Source organism: Longimicrobiales bacterium (assembly GCA_035764935.1).
Lineage (GTDB): Bacteria > Gemmatimonadota > Gemmatimonadetes > Longimicrobiales > RSA9 > DASTYK01.
Genome location: DASTYK010000065.1, coordinates 18,215 through 30,202, shown reverse-complemented (window position 1 = coordinate 30,202; position 11,988 = coordinate 18,215). Strand labels below are relative to the sequence as shown.

Here is an 11,988-nt window from a genome sequence, read left to right as displayed (position 1 = left end):
GTGCCGGATCTTGAACTCGAAGTCGTGCGGCTCGATGCCCGGCCGCATCTTGACTTCCTTGATCTGGATCTGGTGCTGCTTCTTGCGCGCCGCCCGAGCCTGCCGCGCCTCCTCGTACTTGAACTTGCCGTAGTCCATGATGCGCACCACCGGCGGGCGTGCCGTCGGTGCGACTTCCACGAGGTCGAGACCCTCCTGCTCTGCTGCCGCCAGGGCCTCCTCCACCGGCAGAATCCCGAGCTGCTCACCGTCCGAGCCGATGACGCGGACAGGGCTGATACGGATCTGCCGGTTGACGCGGACTCTACGCTCCGTCGATATGGGGAACCTCCTCAGAAAAACAAAACGGACCCGTTGTCGAAAAACGGGTCCGGGGTCACCACGGGCACGGAGATCGGTCTCCGACCCTCGGCTGGTTCCGAACCCGGCGGTGCCGCCAGCGGCGGACCGAAGGGTGGAGAGAGCACCCGCTCTCCCGCTTGGCTGATTGTCCGGGGTGGAAGCTAGCGGGGGCAGCGGGGCGCGTCAACGGCTTTCTCAACTGCGGGAACTGATTCGGGCACGTGCGAGTGGTGCCGGGGCTTTTGCACGACGTGTACACTGCGAACGGCTGGGGCACGGTAGGCGCGCAGGCGCCCGCGCCCGCGCACGTGCGAGTGGTGCTGCCGCTTCTGCGCGGCGGCTGGTGGGTTGAACTGCGGGTGGTGAACTCTCCCCGCAGTACCCTGACGGCCCTGACGGCCCCGACGGTCCCTACGGCCCCGCCCTTCGCTCAGCCCTGCGCCGGCAGCGCCTTCGATGCCACTTCAGCCTGGAGCCGCCCGATGAACTCGGGGCGCGCCACGATCTCCTGCTTTTTGCCTGCGCCGCGGGCGCGGACGGCAACGGTGCCGGCGGCGGCCTCGCGGGCCCCGAGGACGGCCATGTAGGGGACCTTCATGGTCTCGGCCTCGCGGATCTTGTAGTTCAGCGTTTCGGCGCGCTCATCGAGGTGCGCGCGCAGGCCGGCCTCGGTCAGCTCGGCGACCAGCTGGCGCGCGCTGTCCATGACCTCGTCGGTGATCGCGATCACGCGGACCTGTTCGGGCGCGAACCAGAGGGGGAACGCGCCGGCGAAGTGCTCGGTCAGGATCGCGATGAAGCGCTCGAACGAGCCGAAGATCGCGCGGTGAATGATGACCGGCCGGTGGTCCGTGTTGTCCTCGCCCACGTACGACAGGTCGAACAGCTCGGGGTTCTGGTAGTCGAGCTGGATGGTTCCGAGCTGCCAGCTTCGGCCGATCGCGTCCTCGACGTCGAAATCGATCTTCGGACCGTAGAACGCGCCGTCGCCCTCCTTCAGCTCATAGTCGAGACCGATCGCCTCGAGGGCGCCGCGCAGGCCCGCTTCGGCGCGGTCCCAGAGCGCGTCGTCGCCGACCCGCTGCTCGGGACGGGTCGCGAACTTGGCGCGGTAGCGCAGGCCCAGCGCGTTGTAGAAGTAGTCGACCATCCCCACCAGGCGACGGACCTCGTCGACGATCTGCGACTCCATCAGGTAGATGTGCGCGTCGTCCTGCTGGAACTGCCGCACGCGGGTGAGGCCGGACAGCGCGCCGCTCACTTCATTGCGATGCAGCACGTCCTGCGTCGCGTAGCGCACCGGCAGCTCGCGGTAGCTGCGTCGCTTCGAGGCGAACATCAGGTGGTGCGACGGACAGTTCATCGGCTTGAGCGAGAAGTCGTGCTCGCCGGTCTCATTGTCGAGCACGAGGAACATGTTCTCGCGGTACTTGCCCCAGTGCCCGGACACCTGCCAGAGCGACTTGTTGTAGAGCAGCGGCGTCTTGACCTGCTGGTAGCCGTTCTTCGCGAGGGTCTCGAGCATCCACTCGCCGAGCAGACGGAAGATCGTGGTGCCACGGTCGCTCCAGAACGCCGAACCCGGGGCGGACGGGTGGAACCAGAACAGGTCGAGCTCACGGCCGAGCTTGCGATGGTCGCGGCGCTTCGCCTCCTCCAGCCGGTGCAGGTACTGCTGCAGGTCCTTTTCGCTGAACCAGGCGGTGCCGTAGATGCGCTGCAGCATCTGGCGGCTCACGTCACCGCGCCAGTACGCGCCGGCGGTGTTCATCAGCTTGAAGTGCTGCACCAGCGAGGTGTCCGGCACATGAGGTCCGCGGCACAGGTCGAGGAATGGGCCGTTGCGGTATACGGTGATCACCTCGTCGTCGCCCAGCTCCTCGAGCCGCTCGAGCTTCAGCGGATCATCCGCGAACAGCTCGCGCGCTTCCTGCCGCGAAACGACGCGCCGCTCGAACGGGTCGCCCGCACGCGCGACCTCGTGCATTTCGCGCTCGATCGCTTCCAGCTCCTCCGGCGTGAAGGGACGGTCGACCTCGAAGTCGTAGTAGAAGCCGTCGTCGATGGCCGGGCCGAATCCGATGCCTGCACCCGGCCGCACACGACGCACCGCCGTCGCGAGCACATGCGCCGCGGAATGGCGCAGCACGTCCAGCGCTTCCGGCGAGCGGTTCGTCAGGATCTCGATGCGCGCGTCCTGCTCGATCGGGCGCGACAGCTCCACGACGCCGCCGTTCACCTTCGCCGCAACTGCAGCCTTGGCCAGCCGGGAGCCGATCCGCTCCGCCACATCGCGCGGCGTGGCGCCATCCACCAGCTCGATCTCCTTGCCGTCCGGCAGTGTGACCTTGATCATCGATCCGTCGACTCGAGAAATGTTCGCAACAAAAAAAGGCCCGCTCCGCTACTCCGGAGGGGCCGCATCCGTCCGCACCGCGCACGGAACTACCGCGCCGCACCCCTCCGGTCAGCGCGCGTCGTCGTCGTGCGGGTCGTCATCTGCGTGAGTGCCATCATCGTTGAAAAATAGGAAGCGCGGAATCCGGTGGCAAGAGCGCACGCCTGCCGGGGCTGCCTCGTTTCACGCAGGGCCCTGGATGCCTGGGCTGCCTTGCTTCACGCAGAGCCTGGATGTCCGGGCTGCCTCTTTTCACGCAGAGCCGCAGAGGAGCGGAGGCGCAGACGTGCAGACACGCGGCGTGGATGCGGCAGGTACTGACACGGACGTGACATGACCACGAACACAAAACCGGCGATGAAGCGGACGTCCTGCGTCTCTGCTCCCCCGCGTCTCTGCGTGAGAATTCGTGTTCCATGAACCTGGAAAGACAATACCCCGGCCCAGGCCCCGGCCCTGGGCCCCGGGCCCGCCCTCCCCAAAAAAATGAAAAGCCCGGAACGCATCCGCGCCCCGGGCTTTCCGACTCGGCCGCTAAGCCGAGCCCTAGTACATCCCGCCCATGCCGCCGCCCGGCATGGCCGGCGCGGCCTTCTCCTCCTCGGGCTTCTCGACGACCACACACTCGGTCGTGAGCAGCAGCGAGGCGATGGACGCGGCGTTCTGCAGCGCGGTACGCGTGACCTTGGTCGGGTCGATGACGCCGGCCTCGACCAGGTCCTCGTACTTCTCCGTACGCGCGTTGTAGCCGAAGTTGGCGTTCTTCTCATTGCGGACCTTGTCCACGATGATCGAACCCTCGGCGCCCGCGTTCTCGGCGATCTGACGGATCGGCTCCTCGAGCGCGCGACGGATGATGCTCACGCCGATCTGCTCGTCCTCGTCCTCGATCTTCAGGTTGTCGAGCTTCGGCTGGACACGGAGCAGTGCGACGCCGCCGCCCGGGACGATGCCCTCCTCGACGGCCGCACGCGTGGCGTGCAGCGCATCCTCGACACGCGCCTTCTTCTCCTTCATCTCCGTCTCCGTCGCGGCGCCGACGTTGATCACCGCAACACCGCCCGCCAGCTTGGCCAGGCGCTCCTGCAGCTTCTCGCGGTCGTAGTCCGACGTCGACTTGTCGATCGCGACGCGGATCTCCTCGATGCGACCCTTGATCTGGTCCGCCGAGCCGGCACCGTCGACCACCGTCGTGTTGTCCTTGTCGACGACGATCCGCTTCGCCTTGCCCAGGTCGTTCAGCGTGGCGTTCTCGAGCTTGAAGCCGACCTCCTCGCTGATCACCTGGCCGCCCGTCAGGATCGCGATGTCCTGCAGCATGGCCTTGCGGCGATCACCGAAGCCCGGCGCCTTGACCGCGCACACGCGCAGCGTGCCGCGCAGCTTGTTCACCACCAGCGTGGCGAGCGCCTCGCCCTCGACGTCCTCGGCGATGATCAGCAGCGGCTTGCCCATCTGCGCAACCTTCTCCAGCACCGGGAGCAGGTCCTTCATCGAGCTGATCTTCTTGTCGTGGATCAGCACGATCGCATCCTCGAGCACGGCCTCCATCCGCTCCGGATCCGTCACGAAGTACGGCGACAGGTAGCCGCGGTCGAACTGCATCCCCTCGACCGTCTCCAGCGTGGTCTCCAGGCCGCGCGCCTCCTCGACCGTGATCACGCCGTCCTTGCCGACCTTCTCCATCGCGTCGGAGATCAGGTTGCCGATCTCCTCGTCGTTGTTCGCCGAGATCGTGCCGACCTGCGCAATCTCCTTCTTGCCCTTGGTCGGCGTCGACAGCGCCTTCAGCTCGGCGACCACCGTCTCGACCGCCTTGTCGATGCCGCGCTTGATCGCCATCGGGTTCGCGCCGGCCGTCACGTTCTTCAGCCCCTCGCGGAAGATCGCCTGCGCCAGCACCGTCGCCGTCGTCGTGCCGTCACCCGCCAGGTCGCTCGTCTTGGTCGCAACTTCCTTGACCATCTGGGCGCCCATGTTCTCGATCGGGTCCGAAAGCTCGACTTCCTTGGCGACCGTGACCCCGTCCTTGGTCACCGTCGGTGCACCGAACTTCCGATCGATCACCACGTTGCGGCCCTTCGGCCCCAGCGTGACCTTCACCGCCTGCGCCAGCTGATCGACGCCGCGCTTCAGCGCTGCACGCGCATCCGTATCGAACTGCAGTTCCTTGGCAGCCATGGCTGCTTCCCTCCGTCTCTCTTTGTAGTCGCGGTTACTTGATGACCGCGAGTACGTCCGACTCGCGCAGGATCAGGTACTGCTCGTCCCCGACCGTCACCTCTGTGCCGCTGTACTTCCCGTACAGCACCCTGTCGCCGACCTTCACTTCCGGATCGATCCGCTTGCCGTCGTCGCCCACCTTGCCGGGGCCGACCGCCACCACCTCGCCCTGCTGGGGCTTCTCCTTCGCGGTGTCCGGGATGTAGAGACCGCCGCGCATCTGCTCGGTCTCCTCCAGCGCCTTGACGACCACGCGGTCCGCCAGCGGCTGGATCTGCGTCGCAGCTGCAGTGGCCATGCTGCTTCCTCCTCCTGGGTTGTTCCTGGGTTGCTCGTTAGCACTCGCACTCGGTGAGTGCTAACACGCGGGCGCAAAGGTAGCGGGCCGCTCGACCCTGTCAAGCACGCCCGCTGCGCGCGGCCCGGCCCGGTGCCAACCCTGTACCGCCTGGATTTGTCGGTGTGGCAGACCGAGTCTGCCGGGCTGGCAAGGCGGCGGCAGAGACTGTCCCGCCGGGGAGCGATCCTGCCCTGCCGGCATGGCCCTCGAGCCGCGCGGGACGCCCTGTCAGCGCCGGCGCCCGCGCCGGACAGGGCGGGGCCGCCGAGCCTCGGTCACGTGACGCCACGCGAAGTGGAGCCCGAAGAGGGTCAGGTAGGGCTCGATGCGGTCGACGGTCCGGCAGTGAGGTCCGAGCATGGGTGCGAGCCCGCCGGTCGCCACGACGAGGGCGTCGGGGCGTCGCCACTCCTCGCGGATGCGGCGGACGATGCCGTCGATCGAATCGACGGCGCCGTAGAAGATGCCGCTTTGCAGCGCCGTCTCGGTGCGCCGGCCGATGACGGCAGCGGGCTCCGCCTCGAGCTCGATGCGCGGGAGCCGTGCGGTCCGCCGGACGAGGGTCTCGGCGCCGGTGGTAACGCCCGGGGCAATCACGCCGCCGGCAAAGACGCCATCTGCGGTGATGCAGTCGAAGGTGGTGGCGGTGCCCAGGTCGACGGCAATGGTGTCGCGCCTGTAGAGGCGTGCGGCGGCGAGGGTATTGGCGATGCGGTCCGCACCGACCGACAGGGGCTCCTCGACGTCGAGCCGGATCGGGAGGCTTGTACGGGCGTCCACGACGACGGGCGGTGCGCCGAGATGGCGCTCACACATCTCCTGCAGGCGCGGTGTCATGGGCGGCACGACGGAGGCGATGGCGGCGCCGCTGACGGCGTCGGCCGGGAAACCGGACTCGCGGATCAGGTTGCGGACGAGCAGGCCGAGCTCGTCGACGGTGCGCTCCGCGTGCGTCGCAATGCGCCAGTGATCGGCGAGGGTATCCTCGTCGAAGAGCCCGAGCACCGTCTCGGTGTTACCGACATCGAAGGTCAGGATCATGGCGCCCTTTCGTGAGCGACAGAGCGTGCGCCCGCGATGCGCACGCGTCCCGTGTGCACGGTAGCGATTCCTGCGTCGGAATGCACGCGCAGCTCTCCGTCGGGTGCCAGGCCCGCTGCGGTGCCAGCCGGTCTGTCGTCGATCTCGATCGTCTGTCCGGAGAGTGCGTCGCGCGCGGCGAAACTCTCGAGCTCGTGACTATCGAGTAACTCAGCGATGCTGTCCATCTGCGGCAGCAGGCGCTCCAGGATCGCACCGGCGAGTGTGCTGCGGCGCACGCGCTCGCGGCCCGCCAGCCAGAGTGATGTCGCGGTTGCGCGGACACCGCTCGAGAAGTCGCGCTCGCGCTGCGCGACATTGATGCCGATGCCGGCGACGATGCACGTGCTGCTGCCAGTGGTGCTTGCCTCACAGAGTACGCCGCCGAGCTTGCGCCCGGCGACCACGAGGTCGTTGGGCCACTTGAGCTGCACGCGGACGTCGCTCACCGCCTCGATTGCGGCCGCCGCAGCGAGCCCGACGCGGATTGGCGCCGTCCCGGGCGCGGGCGCGACACGGAGGCGCAGCAGCACGGACATGAGCAGCGACTGCCCCTGCCGGCCCTCCCACTGGCGCCCGTGCTGTCCACGCCCGGCAGTCTGCAACTCGGCGATCGCGGTGGTGCCGCCCGGCGCGTCACGCGTCGCTTCCGCGCGCAACACGTCGTTGGTGGAGGACACCCGCGCGAACACATGCAATGCGGGGATGCCCCACGCGCTGCGCCAGGCCTCGACACTGCGGCCCTCCCACTCGGTGAGGACGATGGCGTCGCTCAGAGGGCGTGCACCTGCATGGAGAGGTCGAGCGCTACCGCGGAGTGCGTGAGCGCCCCGACGCTGATGTCGTCGACGCCGGTTTCCGCGACGGAACGCACGCGGTCGAGGGTCATGTTGCCGGATGCCTCGAGGCGTGGCGGCCGCTTCGCACGGCGCGCGCGCTGTACGGCGGCGCGCATCTCGTCGAGTGTCATGTTGTCGAGCAGGACGCGCTCGGCGCCCGCGTGGAACGCCTGCTCCAGCTCGTCGAGGTTGCGCACTTCGATCTCGACGGGGACACCCTTGCGGTTCTGATCCGCGACCATGTCGAGGGCGGCGGCGATGCCGCCGGCCATGGCGATGTGATTCTCCTTGAGGAGCACCATGTCGTAGAGGCCGGCGCGGTGGTTGGCTCCACCACCCGCGCGCACGGCGGCCTTTTCGAGCGTGCGCCAGCCGGGCGTGGTCTTGCGCGTGTCCAGGATACGCGCACCCGTGCCCTGCACCTCGTCCACGTACGCGCGCGTCATGGTCGCGATCCCCGAGAGGCGCTGCAGGAAGTTGAGCGCGACGCGCTCGCCGGTCAGGACCGCCCGGGCCGGCCCCTCGATCGTGCAGACGACGTCGCCGAGCGCGACGCGGTCGCCGTCGCGCACGGCCGGCGCGAGCTCCGCGCGCGGATCGATGCGGACGAACACGGCGCGGGCGACCTCCAGCCCGGCGATCACGCCGCGCGCCTTCGCCACGATGCGGGCCTCGGCGCGCGCGCGCGCGGTCACGGTCCACTTCGTCGTCACGTCGCCGGTGCCCCGGTCCTCGTTCAGGGCGAGGTCGATGAGGTGCAGCGCGTCGTCATCGACGTGCACGTGCGGCACTGCGCCGGCCTCTGCTTCGCTTCTCACCGCGCGAGTACCTCCTCGTAGTACGACTCGTACATCGGCACGATCGAATCCGCGCTGAACCGCTCGGCATCCCTGCGTGCCGCAGCGCTCATGGCCTGCCAGGCCGCATCGTCCTGCAGCACCGTGACCGCGCGTTCCGCCATCGCTTCCACCGCGCCCACGGGTGCCAGGAACCCGCTGATTCCGTCGGACACGACCTCGGGGATCCCGCCCACGCACGTCGCGATCACGGGCACACCGCACGCCATGGCCTCGAGTGCAACGAGCCCGAAAGCCTCCTGCTCACTCGGCAGCAGGAACAGGTCGGAGCAGGAAAGCAGCTCCGCCACCGACGCCTGCTTGCCCAGGAACGTGACACGGTCCGCGACGCCCAGCTCCTCCGCCAGGTGCTGCACGTGCGAGCGCTCCGGCCCGTCGCCGACCAGCAGCAGGCGTGATGGTACGCGTTGCGAAACGCTGGCAAACACGCGCACGGCGTCGGTCACGCGCTTGACCGCCCGGAAGTTGGAGATGTGCGTGATGATCTTCTCCCCCGGGCCGGCAAGCTTTGCGCGATGGCACGGGTACGCGTCCCGTCGGTAGCGCGCCAGGTCTACGAAGTTCGGGATCACGTGAATGCGCTCCGGCTCGACGGCGAAGTGCTGCACGGTCTCGCGCTTCAGGTACTCACTCACCGCCGTGATGCCGTCCGACCTGCGAATCGAGAACTGCGTGATCGCATGGTAGGACGGGTCCTGGCCGACGAGCGTGATGTCGGTGCCGTGCAGCGTGGTGATGATGCGGAAGCAACGGTTGCCGAGCATCTCCTTTGCCAGCCACGCCGAGGTGGCGTGCGGCACCGCGTAGTGCGCATGCAGCAGGTCGAGCCCGTGTTGTGCGGCGACGTTCTGAATCGCGACACTCAATGCCAGGTTGTAGGGCGGATGCTCGAAGAGCGCGTACTGCGGTACCTCGACCTCGTGGTAGAATATGCGTTCCACGAAGTGCGAAAGCCGGAATGGCGGGGCGTAGGTGATGAAATGCACCTCGTGCCCGCGCTTCGCGAGCTCGATGCCGAGCTCCGTAGCGACGACGCCCGACCCGCCGTACACCGGGTAGCAGCTGATACCGATCTTCACTTCCCCTCCCTTTCGCGCCAGCGCACGACGATCATCTCGGCAAGCTGCGCCGCCGGCGCGTTCGCATCAATGCGCACAGCGTCTGCAGGCAGCTGGTGCCGCAGCCACGTGATCTGCCGGCGCGCATAGCGTCGCGTCGCCGCCCGGATCTGTTCCGTCGCGGTCTCCAGGTCCACCTCGCCCTCGAGGTGGCGCAGCAGCTCGACGTACCCCGTCGCGTTCATGCCGGGGGCATCATCGGTGTAGCCGCGTTCGCGCAGCCGGATGACCTCCGCGAGCAGGCCACTGTCCATCATCCCCCCGACCCGGCGGTTGATCCGGTCGTAGAGGATGTCGCGCGGCAGCTCGAGCACGAACACCAGCGGTCGGAGACGGCGGCCGCGCGGCTCCTGCTTCTGCCACCACGTGAGCGGGCGCCCCGTCCGCAGTGCGATCTCGACGGCGCGCGCCGCGCGCTGGCGCCCGCCGCCACGTCCCTGCCCCCAGCCGCCCGCCGGATCCAGCGTATCCGCCCACCGCACGAGACGCTCGGTCGAAAACTGGTCGAGCACCCTCTTGATCGTTTCGCGTTCCGCCGCCGAGGCGTCCGGCTCATCGAACATGGGGTGCGTGAGCGCCCGCAGGAAGAAGCCGGTACCCCCGGCCAGCACGGGCACCCGCCCCCGGGCGCGTATCGCGTCGATCCAGACCCACGCGTCGCGGGCGAAGCGACCTGCACTGTAGCGCTGGTCCGGATCGACGAGGTCGAAGCCGTGGTGCGGGATCCCGGCGCGCTCGGCGGGCAGGGGCTTGGCGGTTCCGATGTCCATCCCGCGGTACACCTGTCGGGAGTCCATCGAGATGACCTCGCCGTCGATCCGCCGAGCGACTTCGACGGCGACGGCGGTCTTGCCGCTCGCGGTCGGACCGAGGATGGCGAGCGCGTCGTGCTCAGCCATGGCGGCCGAATCGCCGCTCCAGCTCCTGCAGCGAGAGACGCACGATCGTGGGGCGCCCGTGCACGTCGTGGTAGGGCAGATCGGTCGCGAACAGCCGATCGAAGAGCTGCTCCATCTCGCGCGTGGTGAGCGGTTGCCCGGCCTTGATCGCGGCCTTGCACGCGAAGGTCATGGCGATCCGCTCGTGCTGGTTCCGTGCCGCACGCGTCAGCTCACTGCCGGCGGCGAGCTCCGCGATCATTTCGCGCAGGCAGCGCTCCGCGTCGAACCAGGGATGCGGGTGCGGCGCCGCATGCACGATCATCGTCCGTCCGCCGAACGGCTCGATCTCGAAACCTGCACGCTCGAACAGGGATTGTGACGCTTCCACGACACTGTACTCCGCCGGCGTGAGTCGCAACGTCAGCGGGAACAGCAGCCGCTGACTCGCCCCGCCACCGGACGAGAACCCCTCCATGAGCTCCTGGAAGAGCACGCGCTCGTGCGCGGAGTGCTGGTCGATGATGAGCAGCCCGCTGCGTGTCTCGGCCAGGATGTACGTCTCGTGAATCTGCCAGAGATTCCCGCGGCTCGCCGGCACGACGGACGTCCCGCTGAAGTCCGGTGCGGGTTCCGCGGTCTGTGGGCCGGATGGGTCTGCCGCGTCCGGTGCACCATCGGTGCCGGTCCACACGCCGGGCTCGGCCGCTGCAACGAAGAAGGCGAGCTGTCCCTCCGCACCGCCGCCAGCAGCGGCGGGTGCCGGTCCGGCGGGCGCAGCACGCCGGAGCTGCGGCGCGGGAGGCCTTCGATCGAGTGTCGCCGAGCTTTCGGCGGTGTTGAGCGCCGCATGGATTGCGTCCTCCACGAGCTGCTCGACGACGGCCCGATCCTGGAACCGCACCTCCAGCTTGGCCGGATGCACGTTCACGTCGACGTGTCCCGGCTCGCTGCGCAGGTAGAGCACGAGCGAAGGGCGTGCACCGTAGGGGACCGTCGTGCGATACGCACGCTCCGCGGCGCGCACGATGTCGCGGTCGCGGAACGGTCGACCGTTGACGAACAGGTGCACGCGGCGCGGGCCGCTCAGTGAAGCGTCCGGCCGCTCGACCAGACCGGCAACCTGGTAACCATCCACCGCGTGGTCGGCTGCGACCATGCGGCCCGCGGCCTGGTCGCCCCACAGCGCGGCCACGCGGGAGACCAGATCGGGCGCCGCGGGAAGCTCCAGCAGCACACGATCGTTGGACTCGAGCCGGAACGCGGTGGACAGGTTCGCGAGCGCGAGCACGACAACGGCGTCCGCGATCGCGCGCGTTTCCGCAGCGGCGGTGCGCATGAACTTCTGACGGGCGGGCACGTTGGAGAACAGGTTACGCACCGTGACGGTCGTGCCCGACTGGCGCGCGCAATCCTCGACCGCGTGGATGCGACCGGCGGAAACCCGCACCCGCGTGCCGACGCCGCCCGGCTCCGCAGTTTCCAGCATCATGCGCGACACCGATGCGATCGACGGCAGCGCCTCGCCGCGGAACCCGAATGTCCGGACGTCGCGGAGGTCTTCCGGCGCTCGCAGCTTGCTGGTTGCGTGGCGATCGAGCGCGAGCAGCGCGTCGTCGCGACTCATGCCGCAGCCGTCGTCCGCAACCCGGATCTCGGTCTTGCCGCCATTGCGGACCACCACGTCGACGCGCGTGGCCGCAGCATCCAGCGCGTTCTCGACCAGTTCCTTCACTACCGAGGCGGGACGCTCGACGACTTCGCCAGCGGCAATCTGGTTGGCGAGCGTATCCGGCAGGACGAGGATCCGGCGTGCCATTCAGCTTCAGGAGTCCGACAGAATGAACGTGCTGCACACCGCCGCGGCGAAGCCGCGCGTGCAGGTTGAAAGATAGCGCGTTCGCGCGGCGGCT

The 11,988-nt window shown here is 68.5% G+C and carries 10 protein-coding genes; all 10 read right to left on the bottom strand.

Features of this window, described 5'->3' with window-relative positions; translation table 11 throughout:
- The coding region (gene infC / locus VFU06_05115) for a translation initiation factor IF-3 (protein HEU5208773.1) at positions 1-321 on the bottom strand (321 nt) is incomplete at its 3' end.
- A 451-nt stretch (positions 322-772) separates the two neighbouring features.
- On the bottom strand, positions 773-2,698 hold the full coding sequence (thrS, locus tag VFU06_05110) for a threonine--tRNA ligase (GenBank protein HEU5208772.1): 1,926 nt from the start codon (positions 2,696-2,698) through the stop codon (positions 773-775).
- Positions 2,699-3,286: 588 nt separating this feature from the next.
- The gene (gene groL / locus VFU06_05105; GenBank protein HEU5208771.1) at positions 3,287-4,921 is read right to left on the bottom strand and encodes a chaperonin GroEL; all 1,635 of its coding nucleotides are present in this window, start codon (positions 4,919-4,921) and stop codon (positions 3,287-3,289) included.
- Positions 4,922-4,955: 34 nt separating this feature from the next.
- Positions 4,956-5,261, bottom strand: a complete 306-nt coding sequence (gene groES, locus VFU06_05100; GenBank protein HEU5208770.1) for a co-chaperone GroES — start codon at positions 5,259-5,261, stop codon at positions 4,956-4,958.
- Positions 5,262-5,531: 270 nt separating this feature from the next.
- Positions 5,532-6,344 (bottom strand): type III pantothenate kinase, encoded by an 813-nt coding sequence (locus VFU06_05095; GenBank protein ID HEU5208769.1) that lies wholly within the window; start codon positions 6,342-6,344, stop codon positions 5,532-5,534.
- Entirely contained in the window at positions 6,341-7,075 is a 735-nt protein-coding gene (locus tag VFU06_05090) for a biotin--[acetyl-CoA-carboxylase] ligase (protein ID HEU5208768.1), read from the bottom strand. The genes VFU06_05095 and VFU06_05090 overlap by 4 nt, the downstream gene beginning before the upstream one ends.
- Before the next feature lie 80 nt (positions 7,076-7,155).
- Positions 7,156-8,040 carry a carboxylating nicotinate-nucleotide diphosphorylase gene (gene nadC / locus VFU06_05085; protein HEU5208767.1) on the bottom strand — a complete coding sequence of 295 codons (885 nt, stop codon included), beginning with the start codon at positions 8,038-8,040 and terminating at the stop codon, positions 7,156-7,158.
- Complete coding sequence (bshA, locus tag VFU06_05080; GenBank protein HEU5208766.1) at positions 8,037-9,158, bottom strand: N-acetyl-alpha-D-glucosaminyl L-malate synthase BshA; 1,122 nt, start codon at positions 9,156-9,158, stop codon at positions 8,037-8,039. The genes nadC and bshA overlap by 4 nt, the downstream gene beginning before the upstream one ends.
- Positions 9,155-10,096 carry a tRNA (adenosine(37)-N6)-dimethylallyltransferase MiaA gene (miaA, locus tag VFU06_05075; GenBank protein HEU5208765.1) on the bottom strand — a complete coding sequence of 314 codons (942 nt, stop codon included), beginning with the start codon at positions 10,094-10,096 and terminating at the stop codon, positions 9,155-9,157. The genes bshA and miaA overlap by 4 nt, the downstream gene beginning before the upstream one ends.
- Complete coding sequence (gene mutL, locus VFU06_05070; protein HEU5208764.1) at positions 10,089-11,894, bottom strand: DNA mismatch repair endonuclease MutL; 1,806 nt, start codon at positions 11,892-11,894, stop codon at positions 10,089-10,091. Before mutL ends, miaA begins: the two co-directional genes overlap by 8 nt.
- Positions 11,895-11,988 lie beyond the last annotated feature (94 nt).

Excerpts from the sequence above, each read along its gene's own strand:
- thrS (HEU5208772.1), bottom strand. The coding sequence starts at position 2,698 with ATGATCAAGGTCACACTGCCGGACGGCAAGGAGATCGAGCTGGTGGAT.
- groL (HEU5208771.1), bottom strand. The coding sequence starts at position 4,921 with ATGGCTGCCAAGGAACTGCAGTTCGATACGGATGCGCGTGCAGCGCTG.
- groES (HEU5208770.1), bottom strand. The coding sequence starts at position 5,261 with ATGGCCACTGCAGCTGCGACGCAGATCCAGCCGCTGGCGGACCGCGTG.
- VFU06_05095 (HEU5208769.1), bottom strand. The coding sequence starts at position 6,344 with ATGATCCTGACCTTCGATGTCGGTAACACCGAGACGGTGCTCGGGCTC.
- miaA (HEU5208765.1), bottom strand. The coding sequence starts at position 10,096 with ATGGCTGAGCACGACGCGCTCGCCATCCTCGGTCCGACCGCGAGCGGC.
- mutL (HEU5208764.1), bottom strand. The coding sequence starts at position 11,894 with ATGGCACGCCGGATCCTCGTCCTGCCGGATACGCTCGCCAACCAGATT.